Origin of the sequence: Nocardioides oleivorans (genome assembly GCF_004137255.1) — a bacterium.
In the GTDB taxonomy this organism is placed as follows: Bacteria; Actinomycetota; Actinomycetes; order Propionibacteriales; family Nocardioidaceae; genus Nocardioides; species Nocardioides oleivorans.
In genome coordinates this window covers 1,005,562-1,024,813 of record NZ_SDWT01000001.1, presented here as the reverse complement: position 1 = coordinate 1,024,813, position 19,252 = coordinate 1,005,562, and the positions used below count along the sequence as shown (strand labels likewise).

Annotated in this window: 15 protein-coding genes and 1 tRNA gene; 11 read left to right on the top strand and 5 right to left on the bottom strand. The window is 71.5% G+C overall.

The window, feature by feature from the left end; all coding sequences use genetic code 11:
• Positions 1-4: 4 nt before the first annotated feature.
• A complete protein-coding gene (locus EUA93_RS04900; protein WP_242497244.1) occupies positions 5-2,353 on the bottom strand; it encodes a DEAD/DEAH box helicase in 2,349 nt (782 codons plus the stop codon).
• A 190-nt stretch (positions 2,354-2,543) separates the two neighbouring features.
• Between EUA93_RS04900 and EUA93_RS04895 the strand changes: the two genes are divergently transcribed.
• Together EUA93_RS04895 and EUA93_RS04890 are read left to right on the top strand one after the other, a co-directional pair.
• Entirely contained in the window at positions 2,544-2,879 is a 336-nt protein-coding gene (locus EUA93_RS04895; protein ID WP_129399110.1) for an anti-sigma factor antagonist, read from the top strand.
• A gap of 171 nt (positions 2,880-3,050) precedes the next feature.
• Positions 3,051-5,342 carry a sodium-translocating pyrophosphatase gene (locus EUA93_RS04890; RefSeq protein WP_129399109.1) on the top strand — a complete coding sequence of 764 codons (2,292 nt, stop codon included), beginning with the start codon at positions 3,051-3,053 and terminating at the stop codon, positions 5,340-5,342.
• 80 nt (positions 5,343-5,422) lie between these two features.
• On the opposite strand, the gene EUA93_RS04885 is transcribed toward EUA93_RS04890, so the two are convergent.
• Positions 5,423-6,316 carry a phosphotransferase family protein gene (locus EUA93_RS04885; protein WP_129399108.1) on the bottom strand — a complete coding sequence of 298 codons (894 nt, stop codon included), beginning with the start codon at positions 6,314-6,316 and terminating at the stop codon, positions 5,423-5,425.
• A gap of 38 nt (positions 6,317-6,354) precedes the next feature.
• Between EUA93_RS04885 and EUA93_RS04880 the strand changes: the two genes are divergently transcribed.
• Positions 6,355-7,845: a DUF7059 domain-containing protein gene (locus tag EUA93_RS04880; protein WP_129399107.1), complete on the top strand. Its 1,491-nt coding sequence runs from the start codon at positions 6,355-6,357 to the stop codon at positions 7,843-7,845.
• Here the strand turns inward: EUA93_RS04880 and EUA93_RS04875 are convergent.
• Positions 7,838-8,638 (bottom strand): hypothetical protein, encoded by an 801-nt coding sequence (locus EUA93_RS04875; RefSeq protein ID WP_129399106.1) that lies wholly within the window; start codon positions 8,636-8,638, stop codon positions 7,838-7,840. The two genes, EUA93_RS04880 and EUA93_RS04875, sit on opposite strands and share 8 nt — an antisense overlap.
• A gap of 300 nt (positions 8,639-8,938) precedes the next feature.
• On the opposite strand from EUA93_RS04875, the gene topA reads away from it, so the two are divergent.
• The 5 genes from topA to EUA93_RS04850 all read left to right on the top strand — a co-directional run bounded on the left by topA (position 8,939) and on the right by EUA93_RS04850 (position 16,772).
• Positions 8,939-11,701 (top strand): type I DNA topoisomerase, encoded by a 2,763-nt coding sequence (topA, locus tag EUA93_RS04870; protein ID WP_129399105.1) that lies wholly within the window; start codon positions 8,939-8,941, stop codon positions 11,699-11,701.
• A gap of 202 nt (positions 11,702-11,903) precedes the next feature.
• Positions 11,904-13,346 (top strand): Vgb family protein, encoded by a 1,443-nt coding sequence (locus tag EUA93_RS04865; RefSeq protein WP_129399104.1) that lies wholly within the window; start codon positions 11,904-11,906, stop codon positions 13,344-13,346.
• A 48-nt stretch (positions 13,347-13,394) separates the two neighbouring features.
• Positions 13,395-14,033, top strand: coding sequence for a dTMP kinase (gene tmk / locus EUA93_RS04860; protein WP_129399103.1), 639 nt, complete (start codon positions 13,395-13,397; stop codon positions 14,031-14,033).
• Positions 14,030-15,205, top strand: coding sequence for a DNA polymerase III subunit delta' (locus tag EUA93_RS04855; RefSeq protein WP_129399102.1), 1,176 nt, complete (start codon positions 14,030-14,032; stop codon positions 15,203-15,205). The genes tmk and EUA93_RS04855 overlap by 4 nt, the downstream gene beginning before the upstream one ends.
• A gap of 10 nt (positions 15,206-15,215) precedes the next feature.
• On the top strand, positions 15,216-16,772 hold the full coding sequence (locus tag EUA93_RS04850; protein ID WP_129399101.1) for an alpha/beta hydrolase: 1,557 nt from the start codon (positions 15,216-15,218) through the stop codon (positions 16,770-16,772).
• Between the two features lie 86 nt (positions 16,773-16,858).
• Here the strand turns inward: EUA93_RS04850 and EUA93_RS04845 are convergent, their stop codons facing one another.
• Positions 16,859-17,302: an OsmC family protein gene (locus EUA93_RS04845; RefSeq protein WP_129399100.1), complete on the bottom strand. Its 444-nt coding sequence runs from the start codon at positions 17,300-17,302 to the stop codon at positions 16,859-16,861.
• 122 nt (positions 17,303-17,424) lie between these two features.
• On the opposite strand from EUA93_RS04845, the gene EUA93_RS04840 reads away from it, so the two are divergent.
• Positions 17,425-17,497 (top strand) — tRNA-Thr (locus EUA93_RS04840).
• A gap of 159 nt (positions 17,498-17,656) precedes the next feature.
• Entirely contained in the window at positions 17,657-18,157 is a 501-nt protein-coding gene (locus EUA93_RS04835) for a GtrA family protein (RefSeq protein ID WP_165355061.1), read from the top strand.
• On the opposite strand, the gene EUA93_RS04830 is transcribed toward EUA93_RS04835, so the two are convergent.
• Positions 18,154-18,459 (bottom strand): hypothetical protein, encoded by a 306-nt coding sequence (locus EUA93_RS04830; protein WP_129399098.1) that lies wholly within the window; start codon positions 18,457-18,459, stop codon positions 18,154-18,156. The genes EUA93_RS04835 and EUA93_RS04830 overlap by 4 nt on opposite strands.
• Positions 18,460-18,589: 130 nt before the next feature.
• Between EUA93_RS04830 and EUA93_RS04825 the strand changes: the two genes are divergently transcribed.
• A complete protein-coding gene (locus EUA93_RS04825; protein WP_165355060.1) occupies positions 18,590-19,216 on the top strand; it encodes an alpha-ketoglutarate-dependent dioxygenase AlkB in 627 nt (208 codons plus the stop codon).
• Positions 19,217-19,252: the final 36 nt, after the last annotated feature.

Genomic DNA, 19,252 nt, shown 5'->3' with positions numbered 1-19,252 from the left:
GAATCTAGTCCTCTTCGGGCGTGCGCGGAGCACCCGCGAGGAGGGCATCGAGCAAAGAGATCGCACCGGCCTTGTCGAGGGGGTTGTTCTGGTTCCCGCACTTGGGGGACTGGATGCAGGAGGGGCATCCGCTCGTGCACTCGCACCCCGCGATCGCCTCCCGCGTGGCCGACAACCACGAGACGGCGGTGTGGAAGCCACGCTCGGCGAAACCCGCGCCGCCGGGGTGGCCGTCGTAGACGAACACGGTCAGCACCCCCGTGTCGGCGTGGCGGGCGGTGGAGACCCCGCCGATGTCCCAGCGGTCGCACGTCGCGAAGAGGGGGAGGAGCCCGATCGAGCAGTGCTCGGCGGCGTGCGCCGCGCCCGGCACGTCGAGGGCCGCCAACCCCGACTCGGCGACCACGTTGTCGGGCACGGTCCACCACACCGCCGTCGTGCGCAGGGTGCGCTCCGGGAGGTCGAGCGACTCCTCCGACAGCACCTCGCCGCCGGGCTGGCGTCGCTTGAGGAAGGAGACGACCTGGTGGGACACGTCGACCTCGCCGAGCGAGAGCTCGCACCCACCCCACGAGCGACGCTCGCGGGTCGACACGATGCCGATGTCGGTGACCTCGCGCGCCGTGGTGCTGTACGACGGCTCGTCGCGGCGCATCGCGGCCACGTGGTGCTCGAGGTCGAGGCTCTCCACGAGCCAGGTCTCGCCCTGGTGCACGTAGACCGCGCCGGCGTGTGCCTGGTTGTGAGCCCCGCTGGCGTCGACGGTGCCGACCACGCGCCCGGTGTCCGCCTCGATCAGCTGCACGGCCGACCCGCCGGCCGACCGGATGTCGGCGAGGTCGGCCGCGCGCGAGCGGTCGGTCCAGAACCACCCGCGCGGCCGCACACGGAGCAGCCCCAGGCGGACGAGCTCGTCGACGACCGTGCGGGCCGTCGGACCGAAGAGCGGCAGGTCGGCCTCGGTCAGCGGGGACTCCTGCGCTGCTGCGCAGAGGTGCGGGCCCATGACGTGCGGGTTCGAGGGGTCGAAGACCGACGCCTCGACCGGCGCCCCGATCAGCATCTCCGGGTGCGTCACCAGGTAGGTGTCGAGCGGGTCGTCCTTGGCGACCAGGACCCCGAGCGCGTCCTGGCTGCCTCGACCGGCCCGGCCCACCTGCTGCCAGAAGGCCGCGCGGGTCCCGGGGAACCCGGCGATCAGCACGGCGTCGAGACCGCTGATGTCGATGCCGAGCTCGAGGGCGTTGGTGGCCGCGAGCCCCACGAGGTCGCCCCGCCGCAGCGCCGCCTCGAGAGCACGGCGCTCCTCGGGCAGGTAGCCACCGCGGTAGGCCGCGACCTTGTCCGGGAGCGATCGGTCGATCTCGGCAAGCAGCTCGGAGGCGGTCAGGGCCACCTGCTCCGCGCCCCGGCGCGAGCGGATGAACGCCAGGGTCCGGACGTCCTCGGCGACCAGGTCGGCGAGCAGGTCGGCCACCTCCGACGACGCCGCGCGCCGCACCGGGGCGCCGTTCTCGCCGGCGTACGACGTGAAGGGCGGCTCCCAGAGCAGGACGGACACGGTGCCGCGGGGCGAGTCGTCGCGGGTGAGTGCCACGACGTCGAGCCCCGTGAGCCGCGAGGCCGTCACCTCCGGCTCCGCCACGGTGGCCGACGCGAGCACGAACGTCGGGTGGGCGCCGTACATCGCACACACCCGACGCAGCCGCCGCAGGACGTGCGAGACGTGCGCGCCGAAGACGCCCCGGTAGTGGTGGCACTCGTCGACGACGACGTACTGCAACGACCCCAGCAGCCGAGACCACCGGTGGTGGGAAGGGAGGAGCGAGCGGTGGAGCATGTCGGGATTGGTGAGGACGTACTCCCCGAAGTCGCGCGTCCAGTCGCGCTCCTCGTGCGAGCTGTCCCCGTCGTGCGCGGCGAGGCGCACGTCGAGGCCGAGCGACGACAACCCGGCGAGCTGGTCGTGCGCCAGCGCCTTGGTGGGGGCGAGGTAGAGCACGGCCGCGCCGCGCTCGCCGCGCGGGCCGCGAGCGGCGCGGATCGCCGACAGGCCCGGCAGCTGGTAGGCCAGCGACTTCCCGGACGCGGTGCCCGTCGCGACGATCACGTGGTCACCCGCGTGGGCCGCGTCCGCGGCGACGACCTGGTGCCGCCACGGTCGCGCCACGCCCTGGGCCGCGAACGCACCGCGCACGTCGTCCGGGACCCAGTCGGGCCAGTCCTCGTGGACGGCGTCGCGTGCGGGGAGCACCTCGAGGTGGCGGAGCCGGTCCTCGCGCCCGGGGACCTCCGAGAGACGTCGGACGAGCGCATCGACGGAAGTCGAGGCGTGCGGGTGGGGCGGGCTCACCCGCCGAAGTCTGGCAAAGGCCACCGACCGCGGGTCCACCTCCCCGGAAGCGGTGACCCCACGCGGGGAACTGTTGGGGAGTCCTGCGAAACCCGGGGCGACGTGGTTTGATACCACCCGGAATGAAGGGGGGCGCGTCTCGCGCCCCCGCCGCACTGTCCGAACGAGTTCGGGGACCGGGGAAGCAGTCGTGGATCTCACCCTTGCGACACGCGAGGTGGATGGTCGTGCCATCGTGTCCGTCGGTGGCGAGATCGATGTCTACACCGCCCCCAAGCTGCGCGACTGCATCACCGAGCTGGTCGGTGCCGGCACCTACGACATCGTGGTCGACCTCGAGTCCGTCGAGTTCCTCGACTCCACCGGGCTCGGCGTGCTGGTGGGCGGCCTGAAGAAGGTCCGCGCCCACGACGGCTCGCTCGACCTCGTCTGCACGCAGGAGCGGCTCCTCAAGATCTTCCGGATCACCGGCCTGGCCAAGGTCTTCGTCATCCACGACTCGATCGGCCTCGCGCCCGGCGCCTGATCCACCTCCCACCACCCCTCCGGCCGTCCCCAGGACGAGCCCCGGAGGGGTTTCTTCATGCCCGGACCTGCAGACCGCGTGTGGTGTAGGTCACCCCCTCCCGTGATCTGGGTCACTTCTGCGTAGACTCCGGCGCGTTCATGAACTTGGCCAAGTCCTAGGAGGACGCGCATGACGGGGATGCTGCCCGCAGTCGTGAAGCCGGAGCTCGAGGGCGGGAACCTCGTCCTGGTCGTCGTTGTCGCCCTGATTGCGCTCGCCGCACTCGGGATGGCCGCGATGTTCCGGTCGCAGGTGCTCGCCGCGGGCGAGGGCACCGACAACATGAAGACCATCGCTCAAGCCGTCCAGGAGGGCGCCAACGCCTACCTGCAGCGGCAGTTCCGCACTCTCGGGATCTTCGCCGCTGTCGCGTTCGTGATCCTCTTCGCCCTGCCTGCCGATGACGTCACCGTCCGCATCGGCCGCTCCGTCTTCTTCCTGGTCGGTGCCGGCTTCTCCGCCGCCATCGGCTACCTCGGGATGAGCCTCGCCGTGCGCGCGAACCTGCGCGTCGCGGCCGCTGCCGAGACCGAGGGCCGCGACCCGGCCATGACGATCGGCTTCCGCACGGGCGCCTTCGTCGGCATGGCGACGGTCGGCCTCGGCCTCCTCGGCGCCAGCGTCGTCGTGCTCCTGTTCAAGGACGAGGCGCCGCACGTGCTCGAGGGCTTCGGCTTCGGTGCCGCGCTGCTCGCCATGTTCATGCGGGTCGGCGGCGGCATCTTCACCAAGGCCGCCGACGTCGGTGCCGACCTCGTCGGCAAGGTCGAGCAGGGCATCCCCGAGGACGACCCGCGCAACGCCGCGACCATCGCGGACAACGTGGGCGACAACGTCGGTGACTGCGCCGGGATGGCCGCGGACCTGTTCGAGTCGTACGCCGTCACGCTGGTCGCCGCGCTGATCCTGGGCGCCGCCGCCTTCGGCGACAAGGGCCTGGTCTTCCCGCTGCTGATCCCCGCGATCGGCGCGCTCACCGCGGTCGTCGGCATCTACATCACCAAGCCGAAGCCCGGTGAGAACGGCCTCACCACCATCAACCGCGCGTTCTACATCTCCGCCGCGATCGGTGCGGTCGCGTCGGTGATCCTGTCCTACGTCTACCTGCCCGGCTCGTTCGCCGACTTCGGTCCGGACTTCGCCGCGATCGACGGCGACCCGCGCTTCATCGCCAGCGCCGCCGTCGTCATCGGCATCGTGATGGCTGCGGGCATCCTCGCGCTGACCGGCTACTACACCGGCACCGAGTACCGCCCGGTCAAGGACGTCGGCAAGACGTCGCTGACGGGTCCGGCCACGGTGATCCTCGCCGGCCTGAGCGTCGGCTTCGAGTCGGCGGTCTACACGACGCTCGTCATCGGTGCCGCCGTCTTCGGTGCCTACCTGCTCGGTGGCGCGACCCTCACGGTGTCGCTGTTCGCCGTGGCGCTCGCCGGCTGCGGCCTGCTGACCACCGTCGGCGTCATCGTCGCGATGGACACCTTCGGCCCGGTCTCCGACAACGCCCAGGGCATCGCCGAGATGTCCGGCGACGTCAGCGAGGAGGGCGCGCAGATCCTCACCGAGCTCGACGCCGTCGGCAACACCACCAAGGCCATCACCAAGGGCATCGCGATCGCGACGGCCGTGCTCGCCGCGACGGCGCTGTTCGGGTCGTACGCCACCTCGGTGGCCGAGGCGCTCGTCGAGGCGCAGCCGACGCTCGAGGAGGCCGGACTGCTCAGCTTCGAGGTCTTCAACCCGGCCGTCCTCGTCGGCGTGCTGCTCGGTGCAGCCGTGGTCTTCCTCTTCTCGGGGCTCGCCATCAACGCGGTCGCCCGCGCTGCCGGCGCGGTCGTGATGGAGGTGCGCCGCCAGTTCCGCGACATCCCCGGGATCATGGAGGGCACGGGTCGTCCGGAGTACGGCAAGGTCGTCGACATCGTGACGCGCGACTCGCTCCGCGAGCTGATCACGCCCGGCATCCTGGCCGTGATGGCCCCGGTCGCCGTCGGCTTCGGCCTCGGAGTCACGGCGCTCGCGGGCTTCCTCGCCGGCGCGATCGGCACCGGCACCCTGATGGCCGTCTTCCTGGCCAACGCGGGTGGCGCCTGGGACAACGCCAAGAAGCTGGTCGAGGACGGCAACCACGGCGGCAAGGGCTCTCCCGCCCACGAGGCCACCGTCATCGGCGACACCGTCGGCGACCCGTTCAAGGACACCGCCGGCCCGGCCATCAACCCGCTCATCAAGGTGATGAACCTGGTCTCGCTGCTCATCGCGAGCGCCATCGTCTCGATGAGCGTCGGCAAGGACGAGAACGACGCCCTCCGCATCGTCATCGCCCTCGTGGCGGTCGCGATCATCACCGTCGCGGTGGTGATCTCGAAGCGCCGCGAGGTCGTCATCTCCGACGACGCGCCGGCGGCCTCCACGGTCTGACCGGCGTACCGCCTGCAACGTGATGGCGGTCGGTTGCTCCGGCAACCGGCCGCCATCACGTCATCTCAGCCCTACGACCCTCAGCGATCGCCGAAGTGCGGGCGGGTGAGCTCCTCGGTCAGGCCGCCGAGCGCGGTGTGGTCGTCGGTGTCACCGGCGTGCGGACCCTGCAGCCACTGGGCGAACGACCAGATCTCCGAGAGCCGCCACTCGAGGTCGAACAGCCGCACGACCTGCGGGTCGTGGTCGACGTCGCGGCCCTCGTGCACCAGCGTCGCGAGGTCGCGCTCGCGCGGCGCGAGGACCAGGGACTCCCAGTCGATCAGCCAGGTCCGGCCACGGGCGATCCACTGGTTGCGGACGTGCGGCTCGCCGTGGGTGACGACGTACGTCGCCGGGTCGAGGAGGCCGAGCAGTCGGGCGTGCTCGCGCACCCAGCCGCCCACCTGGGACAGGTGGTCCACGACGAGCTCGCGCGCGGCGGGGCCGAGGGGTGCGTCCCACGGCTGCTGGAGCAGGTCGCGGAGGTGGTGGGGGAGGTCGGGGTCGATCTCGCTCGCCCACGACCGGGCCGTCGCCGGCGGCGGGGTCGCGTGCAGCTCGGCCAGGAGGTCGGGCAGCTCGTCGACCGAGGCCTCCGGACGAGTGCCGTCCAGCCATCGGGTGGCGCTCGCCGTCCGCGCGCCGACGGGCACGGCGTACGCACCGTCGACGGTGGGGACGCTCGGCCACACGAAGTCGAGCGGCAGGGCGGCAGCCGAGGCGTAGGCCGCCTCGAGCGAGGCGTGCGTGTGGCGGGGCAGGTCGGGGTCGAGCGTGAGGAACAGGACCGCTTCGCCGGCGACGTCCACCCGCCAGTGGTGCGCACCCCACCCGACCGGCAGGTGCTCGACGGCCTCGGCGCGCGGCTCCCAGTGTCGGCGCACGACGGCGAGGACCTCGTCGTCGCTGACGTCCGGCGGTCGCTCGAGCACCGAACCATCGTGGCACGGCTGTCTGCGAGGCTGGACCCATGCCGTCCGACCTCGACCTCGCCGGGCCCCTGCGTGACGCCCTGCTCGCCGCCGACTTCACCTACGACCGCGTGGCCGACGCCATCGGGGAGGAGGCGCACCGCGCGCTCGGTCGCAACGAGACCCTGCCCGCCCTGCGGCGCACGACGTCGGGCGGCCCGCTCGACACGCTGGTCCGCCTGTTCCTGCTGCAGACCACCGTGGCGCGCGACGACGCCGACCGGGCGCTGCCCGGGTTGGTCGACCGCCTCTGCAACGCCGGCCTCCTCGAGCAGAGCGTCAGCGAGGTCGCGGCCCGCATGGACTGCCGGCCCTACGCCGCCGACGACCAGGACCTGTGGGTGGTCTCGGACCTCACGCCCGGGCTCGACGGCACGCCCGTCGCGGTCGGCTCGGACCACGTGCTCGGCATCTCGAGCGCCTCGACGAGCCTGGCCCAGCTGACCATGCGCGAGCCGGTCGCCTCGGCCCTCGACCTCGGCACCGGCTGCGGCGTGCAGGCGCTGCACCTGGCCGCGCACTCCGGCCGGGTCGTCGCGACCGACGTCAACACCCGCGCCCTCTGGATGACCCGGCTCAACGCTGCCCTCAACGAGGTGCCGGCCGAGGTCGAGGTGCGGGACGGCTCGTTCTTCGAGCCCGTCGCCGGCGAGCGCTTCGACCTCATCGCGACCAACCCGCCGTTCGTCATCTCGCCGGCCACCGGCGAGCGCTTGGTCTACCGCGACTCCGGCCTCCCCGGCGACCGCGTGGTCGAGCACATCGTCAGAACCGGACCCGACCACCTGACCGACGGCGGCTGGCTCCAGGTGCTCGCCAACTGGGCGATCGTCAAGGAACGGCCCTGGGACGAGCGGCTGGGCTCGTGGCTGCGCGACGACTGCGACGCACTGGTCGTGCAGCGCGAGACGCTCGACCCGGCGGCCTACGTCGAGCTCTGGCTCAAGGACAGCGGGCACCACGGCGGCCCCGACTACGCCCAGCGCTACGACACCTGGCTCTCCTGGCTGGAGGAGACCGGCATCGAGGGCGTCGGCTTCGGCTGGATCAACGTCCGCCTCGGGAACAGCGCGACGGCGGGGGGAGGCACCCACGAGCTCCTCGAGTGGCCCTACGACGTCGAGCAGCCGGTCGGCCCGGCCATCCGTGCGTGGGGCGACGCCGTCGCCGACCTGCGGGGGCTGGGCGACGAGGAGCTGCTCGCCACCACCCTGCGGGCCCGCGAGGACGTCCAGCAGGAGACGGTCGGTCGTCCGGGGGCTGAGGACCCCGAGGCGATCGTCCTGCGGCAGCAGCGCGGCTTCCGTCGGGCGCGCACCGCCGACACGGTCGAGGCGGCCTTCCTCGGTGCCTGCGACGGGGACCTGTCCGTCGACCAGCTCCTCGGCGCGCTGGGTGCCCTGCTCGAGCGCGACGTCGCCGATCTGCAGGAGACCTACCTGCCCGTCGTGCGCGAGCTGGTGGGCGAGGGCTTCCTCGAGGTCAGCTGACGTCACGGTCTCGCTCCGCGAGCGCCTGGTCGCGCATCAGCACGAGGTCGTCCACGACCGACGCGGTCAGCAGCTCCGCACGGCCGGTCGCGTAGAGCTCGGGGTAGGCGTGCGGCCACGGACGGGACGACGGCCAGCCGACCCGGCGGACGTGGCCGCAGACCGCTCCACCGTGGGTGCCGAGCGAGGAGACACCCAGGCGGGAGGCGATGCTCACCTGGGTCACCGGCCCGGCAGGCCCGATCGCGGCGTTGGCCTTGCCGACCAGCCACACGATCCCGGCGGCGACCCGGTCGGGTGCCAGCCGCTCGGGCAGCCACGGTGCCTTCGCGTGGAGCAGGAGCAGGCACCGCCTCAGCGGAGCCTCGAGGTCGGGCGAGAGGAGCTCCTCGCACACGTCGGCCACGAGCTCGTCGACCACGAGCCACGGCTCGTCGGCGACCGGGTCTAGCACCTCGCGCAGCAGGGGCTTGGCGGGATCAGGCGCCAGCGCGAGCAGCGCCTCGCGCCCGCCGGCGATCCCGTCGAGCCAGGCGAGCACCTGCTGGTGGCGTGGTGGCGGCGGGGGCGACCGCACGACCTGCGGCGTCCGCTCGGCGTCGTACTGCCGGGCCAGGGCGTCGTAGGGGGTGTCCGACGGGTCGTCGGTCCAGGCGTCGACCAGCCGGCCGTCGAGGAAGACTAGGTGGCTCACCCGACCGCCGCCGGCCAGCAGGGGCGGCTCACCCCAGAGGCGGCCGCCGGAGGGGTGGGGCTCGTCGTCGAGGTGCATGTGCCAGCGGTCTTCGTGCATCGGAGGGCTCCTGGAGGTCTCGAGGGGTGTCGAGGAGGTGTCGGGGTCGGGACACCCACGCTCGACGCGACCCCCCGACACCGGCCCCGTGCAGGCGGGGCGCCCTGTGGACGACGCCCGATGTGGCCTGCCTGTGGACGGAAATCGGCCCGGTCTGGACCGCTCCGGGCACGATTCGGGTACCAAGGTGGACGTGGTCCACGGTGGGACGACAGGGGAAGCGGCCGACCACCAGGGCTGGTCATCTCGGGATGTGGCGCTACGGTTGCGGCGCCGGAAGCAAATAGAGGAGCAACAACTGTGGCAAAGCTCGTCATCGTCGAGTCGCCTGCCAAGGCCCGCACCATCGGCGGCTACCTGGGCAAGGACTACGTCGTCGAGTCCTCGATCGGTCACATCCGCGACCTGCCCAACAACGCCGCGGACACCCCGGCCAAGATCAAGGACAAGCCGTGGGGCCGGCTCGCTGTCGACGTCGACAACGGGTTCGAGCCCTACTACGTCGTGCCGCGCGACAAGAAGAGCCACATCGCCAAGCTGAAGAAGCTGGTCAAGGACGCCGACGCCCTCTACCTCGCCACCGATGAGGACCGCGAGGGCGAGGCGATCGCCTGGCACCTCCTCGACGAGCTGAAGCCGCCGAAGGGCCTGCCGGTCCACCGGATGGTCTTCCACGAGATCACCAAGCCCGCGATCCTCGCCGCGGTCGAGAACCCCCGCGAGATCAACGACGACCTCGTCGAGGCCCAGGAGGCGCGTCGCATCCTCGACCGCCTCTACGGCTACGAGGTCTCCCCGGTGCTGTGGAAGAAGGTCATGTCCGGCCTGTCCGCCGGCCGCGTCCAGTCGGTCGCCACCCGGCTGGTCGTCGACCGCGAGCGCGACCGGATGAAGTTCCGCGTCGCCTCCTACTGGGACCTCGACGCGACCTTCGACGCCGGCACCGGCCACGACCCGCGCATGTTCCCGGCCAAGCTGCACTCCGTCGACGACGTCCGTGTCGCCCGCGGCGCCGACTTCGACAACACCGGCGAGCTGAAGGGGCTCGGCTCTTCTTCTCGGGCGGAGCGCGTCCACCTCAGCCGCGCCGACGCCGAGTCGCTGGCCGCCGGCCTCGCCGACACGACGTACGACGTGCGCTCGGTCGAGTCCAAGCCCTACCGCCGCTCGCCGTACGCCCCCTTCCGCACGACCACCCTCCAGCAGGAGGCGAGCCGCAAGCTCGGCATGAGCGCGAGCGTGACGATGTCGGTCGCGCAGCGGCTCTACGAGAACGGCTTCATCACCTACATGCGTACGGACTCGACGACGCTGTCGGGTGCCGCCATCGGCGCGGCCCGCGACCAGGTGCGCGAGCTCTACGGAGCCGAGTACGTCCCGGACTCGCCGCGCACCTACACCTCGAAGGTGAAGAACGCGCAGGAGGCCCACGAGGCGATCCGCCCCGCCGGCGACTCGTTCCGCACGCCCGCGCAGACCGGGCTGTCCGGCGAGCAGTTCCGCCTCTACGAGCTGATCTGGATGCGCACCGTCGCCTCCCAGATGAAGGACGCGGTCGGCAACTCGGTCACCATCCGCATCGGTGGCGCCGCCGCCGACGGCCGCGACGTCGTCTTCAGCGCGAGCGGTCGCACGATCACCTTCCACGGCTTCCTCAAGGCCTACGTCGAGGACATCGACGACGCCTCCAAGCGCAAGGACGACGCCGAGACCCGGCTGCCCAACCTGGTGCAGGGCGCCACCGTCTCCGCCGCGACGCTCAGCCCCGAGGGCCACGAGACCAAGCCGCCCGCGCGCTACACCGAGGCGACCCTCATCAAGGAGCTCGAGGACCGCGAGATCGGCCGCCCCTCGACGTACGCCTCGATCATCGGCACCATCCTCAACCGCGGCTACGTCTACAAGAAGGGCACCGCCCTCGTCCCGGCCTGGTTGGCGTTCTCGGTGGTCCGGCTGCTCGAGGAGCACTTCCCGCGGCAGGTCTCCTACGAGTTCACCGCGTCGATGGAGGACGTCCTCGACGAGATCGCGGGCGGTCGCAAGGACCGTGCCACCGAGCTCGGCGAGTTCTACTACGGCGCCGGCGAGATCGTCGGCCTCAAGACGCTCGTGACCGAGCTCGGCGACATCGACGCCAAGGAGATGGCGACCTTCCCGATCGGCACGCCCGAGGACGGGATCAACCTGCGGGTGGGTCGCTACGGCCCGTACGTCGAGGGCCCCCCGTCCGAGGACGGCGACGGTGCCCCGGTGCGCGCCAACGTGCCCGACGACCTGCCGCCCGACGAGCTCACCGTGGCGATGGCCAAGGAGCTGCTGGCCAACCCGGCCGGCGAGGAGCAGGTCGTGGGTGCGCACCCCGACACCGGCCTGCAGATCGTGGCCAAGAACGGCCGGTTCGGTCCCTACGTCACCGAGCTCCTGCCCGAGGACGCGCCCAAGTCGGCCAAGCCGCGCACCGGCTCGCTCTTCAAGTCGATGACGCTCGACACCGTCTCGCTCGAGCAGGCGGTCCAGCTGCTCGACCTGCCGCGCGTCGTCGGCACCGATGAGGACGGCACCGAGATCACCGCGCAGAACGGTCGCTACGGGCCCTACCTGAAGAAGGGCACCGACTCCCGCTCGCTCACCAGCGAGGACCAGATCTTCGACATCACGCTCGACCAGGCCAAGGCGATCTACGCCCAGCCCAAGCAGCGCGGTCGCGGCGCGGCCACCCCGCCGCTCAAGGAGCTCGGCAACGACCCGGTCTCCGGCCAGCCGGTCATCGTGAAGGCGGGTCGCTTCGGCGAGTACGTCACCGACGGCGAGTACAACGCCACGCTCCGCAAGGACGACACCGTCGAGTCGATCACCCTCGAGCGCGCGGCCGAGCTCCTCGCCGAGCGTCGCGAGCGCGGTCCTGCCAAGAAGGCGGCCAAGAAGGGCGCGAAGAAGGCCCCGGCCAAGAAGACCGCCGCGAAGAAGACGACCGCCAAGAAGACCGCAGCGAAGAAGACCGCGGCCAAGAAGACGACCGCCAAGAAGACGACCGCCAAGAAGACGACCGCCAAGAAGGCCTGACCTCGCGGGACGTGTGACGTTGCGGCGGTCCTGACCGCCGGATCGCCACACGACGTGCCCGGGTCCTCGGCGGCGACCTGGCTCGAGGGCGGCAGTTCATCCGATGGTCCGTGTTTGAAACCGCTCCGAACTGGTGAGGTGTCAAGCACGGCCGGACGCGTGGTCATGGGAGGCACGCGTCGCCGCGGACGAAAGTGACCCGATGACCCGCGCTCGCACAGCCCTGCTCGCCACCCTCGCGCTCCTCGTGAGCCCGCTCCTCGTCGTGGTCGGTACGACGCCCGCGCACGCCGCGGTCAACGTGTTCCCCGTGCCGACGAGCGCCGCGAACCTCGGGCGGATCACCACCGCGCCCGACGGCAGCATGTGGTTCCTCGAGCGCGGGGCCAACAAGGTCGGCCGCATCACCACCTCCGGTGCGATCCAGGAGTTCCCGCTCCCGGCGACGGACTCGAGCGTCGACAACCCCGCCAAGGGCCTCGACGTCGGACCCGACGGGGTGGTGTGGGTGACGACGGAGCACGGCGAGAACGTCGTACGGCTCTCGCCGGCCGGAGTGGTGCTCAACAACTGGCGATTCCCGGCCGACGACCCCTGCGTCTTCGACGTCTGCCCCTACGCGGGCGAGATCCGGGTCGGCCCCGACAACACCGCGTGGATCTCCATGAACTACGACCGGTCGTTCGTGGTCAAGCTGGGTCCGACCGGCGCCCTGACCGAGTCCCCGAACGCCCCGGCGTGCGACGACGTCCTCGGTGAGGCCGCCGACGGCGCGATGTGGTGCCAGGGCGGTTCGGCCGAGGGCCAGGACACGATCACGCGCGTGAACGCCGACGCGGCAGGCGGCGTCACCTACCCGCTGCCGAGCGACGCGACGTACCCCATGGGCCTGGCGGCCGGGCCGGTCGGATCGATCTGGTTCACCCGCAGCAGCACCGACGGCAGCCTGACCAGCCCCTCGCGGGGCTCGATCGGCTACCTCGACGCGGCCAGCGGGGGCACGCAGATCTGGTCGACCGGCTCGCGCTCCGCGCCGCAGGACCTGGTCATGGGGCCCGACCGGCAGATGTGGTTCACCAACCGGGGCGCGGCTCCCGGCATCGGGCACATCGCGGCCAACGGTGTCGGCGCGATCAGCTCGGTCGGCAACTACGAGCCCACGTCGCTGACCTTCGGGCCCGACGGCGCTATCTGGTTCACCGACGCCAAGAACAACTCGATCGTGCGGGTGACCACCGACCAGCTCGGCACGACCAACGTCGACCTCGGCGACGGCGTCACCATGATCCCGCCGGGTGGCGGCGGGGGTGGGGGCGGTACGACGGCCGTCGTCGGTGCCCTGCCCGCCGTCAAGGGCGTCACGCCGATCCGCAAGGGCAGGCTCACCGTGCCGGTGAGGTGCGCGAAGGGGGCCGCGTGCGCCGGCAGGCTCACGGTGGAGCTGGCCAAGGGCGGCAAGGCGTTGGCGAAGGCGAAGTCCTACGGGATCAAGGCGGGCAAGAAGTCGAAGGTCACGGTGAAGCTGACCAGGAAGGGCCTCGGCAGGCTGCGGGTCGGCCGGGTCGTGAAGGTCCGCATCGAGCTCACGGCGCCGGGTTCGAAGAAGGTGCTGGCCAAGCGCGTGATCAAGGTGCGCCGCGTCTGACTCGCTGTCAGGCCCGACCCGTAGGGTTCAGCCCGTGAGGACCACCGGATGAGCGCCGGCGTCTACTCCGAGGCAGGCCTCTTCGTCTGCTTCGAGGGCGGCGAGGGGGCAGGCAAGTCGACCCAGTCGCGCCTGCTCCGCGACTGGCTCGTCGAGCGCGGAGAGACGGTCCTGCTGACCTTCGAGCCCGGCGACACCCCGGTCGGCAAGGAGCTGCGCCGGATCGTCCTCGACCCGGCCACGGGCCATCTGTCCGACCGCACGGAGGCGTTGCTCTACGCCGCTGACAAGGCCGAGCACGTCGACCACGTCGTGCTGCCGGCACTCGCGCGCGACGAGGTCGTCATCACCGATCGCTACGTCGACTCGACGCTGGCCTACCAAGGCGCCGGCCGCACCCTCGACGTCGCCGAGGTCGAGGCCGTCGCCCGCTGGGCCACCGGCGACCTGCGTCCCCACCTCACCGTCGTGCTCGACCTCGAGCCCGAGACCGGGCTCGGACGGTTCGAGGAGCGCGACCGGATCGAGGGGCAGTCGCTGGAGTTCCACCAGCGCGTGCGGCAGGGCTTCCTCGACCTCGCCGCCGCCGACCCCGACCACTACGTCGTCCTGGACGCGCGTGCTCCGATCGACGAGATCGCCTCCGCCGTCCGGGTGCGGATCGAGCCGATGCTGGAGGGCCGATGACGACGACGACCACCTCCGTGTGGGACGACCTGGTCGGGCAGCGCCCCACGATCGAGCTGCTCAAGGAGGCCGCCGCCGGGCACGGCATGACCCACGCGTGGCTGGTCACCGGTCCGCCCGGGTCCGGCCGCTCCAACGTCGCACGCGCCTTCGCCACCGCGCTCCAGTGCGAGACGCAGAGCGGGTGCGGTCACTGCGAGGCGTGCCGGCTCGGGATGAAGGGCTCGCACCCCGACATCACCTGGGTGCGGTCCGAGACGTCGGTGCTCTACGTCAACGACATGCGCGACCTGGTGCAGTCGGCGGCGAAGTTCCCGTCGATCGGGCGCTGGCAGATCGTCGTGATCGAGGACGCCGACCGCCTCGGCACGCCGGAGAACCCCCGCACCGGAAACGCGCTGCTCAAGGCCATCGAGGAGCCGACGCCGAAGACGGTGTGGCTGCTGTGCGCGCCGACGGTGCAGGACGTCCTGCCGACGATCCGCTCACGCTGTCGCACGCTGACCCTCGCGACGCCCGGCACCGAGGACGTGGCCCGCTTCCTGGCCCGCAACGACGGGGTCTCCGAGACGATCGCCAGCTTCGCGGCGCGTGCCAGCCAGGGCCACATCGGCCGGGCGCGCGCGCTGGCGCTCGACGAGGACACCCGCTCGCGCCGGCGCGAGGTGGTCAGCATCCCGGCCCGGCTGACGACCCTCGGCGCCTGCATGACGGCGGCGACCAACCTCGCCGACCTCGCCAAGGAGGAGACCGAGGCGATCACCGCGGACGCCGAGAAGCGCGAGCTCGGTGAGCTCCAGGCGATCTTCGGCAGCGAGCGCAAGGACCTCGCCAGCCGCTCCTACAAGGCCGCGCTCAGCGGGCTGGAGAAGCTGCAGAAGCAGAAGGCCAAGCGCCGCGTGCTCGACGTGATCGACCGCGCCCTGATGGACCTCGTCTCGGTCTACCGCGACGCGATCGCCCTGTCCGTCGGGGCGCCGGGACAGCTGGTCAACGAGGAGCTGCGCGCCGACGTGCAGGTCGTCGCCCGTGCCGCCTCGCCCGACGAGCTGCTGCGGATGATCGACGCGATCTTCACCGCCCGCGACCAGATGCTGGAGTTCAACGTGCCGCCGCTGCTGGCGCTCGAGTCGATGGCCGTCGCCCTGCGACTGCCCGGAGGACATCGGTGACACCTCGATGATGAAGAAGGTCCTGGCCCTGCTGGTCGTGCTGGCGGTGGTCCTCGTCACCGTCGTCGCCGTGGGACTGTCGTTCCAGGGCGGTTCGACCGACGCTCCCCGCCCCACGCCCACCCCGTCGCCGACGACCGCGCCGCCCGCGTCGGTCACCGAGGCGCCCGCGTCCGACCTGGCCGACCTCTACGCCCAGCGCATCGACTGGCAGCCGTGCGAGGCCAACGCCGACCAGGACTGCGGCACCCTGACCGTGCCGATCGACTACGCCGACCCGCAGGGCGAGACCTTCGAGCTCAACCTGCTGCGGGTGCCCGCCACCGGCAAGCGCATCGGCTCCCTGGTGGTGAACCCGGGCGGCCCCGGCGCACCCGGGACGACGTACGCCTCCCTGGCCGGCCGCGTCTTCCGCGAGCCGGTCCTGCAGGGCTACGACGTCGTCGGCTTCGACCCGCGTGGCACCGGCCGGTCCGACCCGGTCGACTGCCTGACCGACGCCCAGCTCGACGCCTACCTGGCCGGCGACCCGACCCCGGACACCCCCGCGGAGGTCGCCGACTACCGCGCCGGCGTGATGTCCTACGGCGCCGACTGCGTGGCCAACAGCGACGCGATCATCGGCCACGTCACCACGATCGAGGCGGCGCGCGACATGGACGTCCTGCGCTCGGCGCTCGGCGAGGAGCAGCTGACCTACTTCGGTGCGTCGTACGGCACCAAGCTGGGCGCGACCTACGCCGAGTTGTTCCCCGATCGGGTCGGCCGCTTCGTGCTCGACGGCGCCGTCGACGTCTCGCTCGACGCGAAGTCCGCGGCGCTCGACCAGGCCGCCGGCTTCGAGACCGCGCTGCGCGCCTACGTGCAGAACTGCCTCGACTCCACCGACAACTGCTTCCTCGGCGACACCGTCGACGAGGGCCTCACCACGATCAGCGACCTCCTCGACTCGATCGAGGAGGAGCCGCTGCCGGCCGGGGACCGTGAGCTGACCGTCGGCAACGCGTTCTACGGGATCATCGCGCCGCTCTACAACCGCGACTACTGGTTCCTGCTGAGCACCGCGCTCGGCTCGGCGATCGACGGCCAGGGGTCGGCGCTGATGCAGCTCGCGGACGCGTACTCCTCACGCACCAGCGGCGGGTCCTACAGCGACAACTCGATCGAGGCCAACTACGCCATCAACTGCCTCGACGACCCGACGTCGGTGCCGTTCGCGAAGGTTCCCTCGCTCTTCGGGGAGTTCGAGCAGGCCTCGCCCACCTTCGGCGACGTCTTCGCGTGGGGGATGACCGGCTGCCGCGGGGTCGCGGTCACCTCGAGCGAGGAGCCGCTCGACATCCGCGGGGCGGGGGCCGCTCCGATCCTCGTGCTCGGTACGACGCGCGACCCGGCGACGCCGTTGAAGTGGGCCGAGGCGCTCTCCGCGCAGCTCGACTCCGGCGTGCTCGTCACGCGCGACGGTGACGGCCACACGGCCTACAACGCCGGCAACGACTGCATCAACGCCGTCGTCGAGGACTACCTGGTGGACGGGACAGTCCCCGACGACGGGACGACCTGCTGACGCCCGCTGGTCGAGCAGACCCGCTGGCGCCCGCTGGTTGAGCAGCGAGCGCCAGCGAGCGTGTCGAAACCAAGGGCTTCGCTGGCTCAGGACTCCAGAGCGGCGTCGAGCGTGATGTCGACGCCGGTGAGCGCCTTGCTGACCGGGCAGCCGGCCTTGGCCTTCTCGGCAGCCTCCTTGAAGCCGGCGTCGTCGAGCCCCTCGACCTCGCCGCGGACGGTGAGCTTGATGCCGGTGAGCTTGAAGCCGCCGGCCTCCTTGTCCTCACCGAGCGAGACGTCGGCGGTGACCTCGAGCGCCTGCGGCGTGCCGCCGGCCTCGGCGATGAGCGCCGAGAACTGCATGGCGTAGCAGGAGGAGTGCGCGGCCGCGATGAGCTCCTCGGGGCTCGTCGTGCCGCCGGCGTCCTCCGCCGCGCGCTTGGGGAACGAGACGTCGTAGGTCCCGACGCCGGAGCTGGTCAGCTCGACCTGGCCGGAGCCGTCCTGGAGCCCGCCGTTCCAAGCGGTGCGTGCAGTGCGAGTGGGCATCGTGTCTCCTCTGGTGGGGTGGGGTTCCTACCTCGAACCCAACCACGCACCCGGTGATTTCAGTCCCGCCTCGACGCTCCGTATACTCTCTCGCGGTCCTCCGAGCACGGCTCGAGGGCCTTGCCGCCTTAGCTCAGTCGGTAGAGCGAGTCACTCGTAATGACTAGGTCGTCAGTTCGATTCTGACAGGCGGCTCTGACTCCCCCGGGGACCCGAGACCCCGGGGGAGTCTTCTGCGCCTTCGTGGAACAGCTCTCCCACGGAGTGGTCCGTGATTCGCGCGACACGGGGAATAGTCCCCGGTCGCTGGCGTTCAGCCCTGATGTGCGTGCCACCGTCCCCTCCCCCGCGGCCGTGAGGCGGGAGTCGGTTCCGTCGGCGCGCGACGCGGCATCCGCCTCGATCCTCGTCGGAAGCCGCCACCAGCGCGTGCTGGCCGAGCTGGGTCGCTTCCTCACGGTGGGCGGCGTGGCCACGGTCGTCGCCTTCGTCCTCTTCAACGGGCTGGTGCACGGCTGGGGCGCCGGGGACCGCGCGCTCCTCAGCGATCGACCGGTCCTTGCGTACGTCCTGGCCAACACCGTGGGCATGGTGATCAGCTACCGCGGCGCCAGGAGCTGGGCGTTCAGGGACCGCCCGCCACGTCAGGCGGACGGCGGACGGGTGGCGTACGTCCTGATCAACCTGGTCACCATGTCGCTGCCGATCGCGTGCCTGGTCGTCAGTCGCGACGTGCTGGGTCTCGACGACCCGGTGTCGGACAACATCGCGGCCAACGTGATCGGCCTCGCGCTCGGACTCGGCGCGCGCTTCTACCTGTTCCGACGATTCGTCTTCCGGCGGCCGCTCGGCTAGCCCAGACCCCAGGCGAGGCGGAACTCGTCCGGTGCCATCGTGTCGAGCTGGTGGCGCAGGATGCCCATCAGCTCGGCCGCAGCCTCCGCACCGCCCACCGGCAGTCGCAGCTCGAGCGCGCCGTCGCTGCGCAGCCGCACCACGACGTACCCCTCGCCGGTCAGCTCGAACCGTCCACCCGTGGTGGCGCACCACAGGTCGAGCGCGCCGGCGACGAGCCGGCCCCACCGGCGCGTGCGCCGGGGCTCGAGCCCGAGCAGGTAGACCTCTGCGGCCGAGAGGGGCTCGAGGGTGGACGTCATCACTCGAGCCTAGGCGGTCGGCGGATGGGGCTCGTCCACATCAGTCCCCCCACACCGCACGGTCCAATGGCGCCCAGGAGGATCCCGCGCCCGGATGCCGCTGTCGGTGGCGTCGGGTAGTGATGGTGTCGTGACCGACACCGCTCTGCCGTTGTTCGGCGACGACGGACGCCCGGGCGTTCCGGGTGTCGACGAGAGCTTCGCGACCGCTCACCGGGTGAGGCTCGACGAGCACTCGTGGGTCGAGCACGTGCCGAGCTGGCTCACGGGCGCCGACAGCCTCTTCGACGAGCTGCTCCAAGGCGGGGCGTGGGAGCAGCGCCGTCGTTGGATGTACGGCGAGCGGACGGTCGAGCCACGGCTGACGGCGCAGTACGACGACCTGGCGACCGCGCCGGCCCTCCTGCTGGAGGCGGCGCAGGCACTCACCTCGCACTACGGCGTGACCTACGACCACCTGTGGGTCAACCTCTACCGCGACAACCGCGACAGCACCGGATGGCACGGAGACGGCGCCTCGACGCGACGGCGCGAGTGCGTGGTGCCGGTCCTGAGCCTCGGCGCGAGTCGCCGGTTCCTCATCCGGCCGGCAGATGGAGGTCCCAGCTCGACGTTCCGCCCGCTCGCCGGCGACCTGATCGTGATGGGCGGGCGCTGCCAGTCGGACTGGAGGCACTGCGTCCCCAAGCAGACTTCGCCGACCGGGCCGCGCATCAGTGTCAACTTCGCCGCGTCGAGCCAGGGCCGCGCCGACTGACGACTGCCTCGGCGAGGCCCCGGGTCAGCAGGCGTC

Excerpts from the sequence above, each read along its gene's own strand:
- tmk (WP_129399103.1), top strand. The coding sequence starts at position 13,395 with ATGAGCGCCGGCGTCTACTCCGAGGCAGGCCTCTTCGTCTGCTTCGAG.
- EUA93_RS04830 (WP_129399098.1), bottom strand. The coding sequence starts at position 18,459 with ATGACGTCCACCCTCGAGCCCCTCTCGGCCGCAGAGGTCTACCTGCTC.
- EUA93_RS04880 (WP_129399107.1), top strand. The coding sequence starts at position 6,355 with ATGCCGTCCGACCTCGACCTCGCCGGGCCCCTGCGTGACGCCCTGCTC.
- EUA93_RS04850 (WP_129399101.1), top strand. The coding sequence starts at position 15,216 with ATGAAGAAGGTCCTGGCCCTGCTGGTCGTGCTGGCGGTGGTCCTCGTC.
- EUA93_RS04875 (WP_129399106.1), bottom strand. The coding sequence starts at position 8,638 with ATGCACGAAGACCGCTGGCACATGCACCTCGACGACGAGCCCCACCCC.
- EUA93_RS04890 (WP_129399109.1), top strand. The coding sequence starts at position 3,051 with ATGACGGGGATGCTGCCCGCAGTCGTGAAGCCGGAGCTCGAGGGCGGG.
- EUA93_RS04855 (WP_129399102.1), top strand. The coding sequence starts at position 14,030 with ATGACGACGACGACCACCTCCGTGTGGGACGACCTGGTCGGGCAGCGC.
- EUA93_RS04865 (WP_129399104.1), top strand. The coding sequence starts at position 11,904 with ATGACCCGCGCTCGCACAGCCCTGCTCGCCACCCTCGCGCTCCTCGTG.
- EUA93_RS04845 (WP_129399100.1), bottom strand. The coding sequence starts at position 17,302 with ATGCCCACTCGCACTGCACGCACCGCTTGGAACGGCGGGCTCCAGGAC.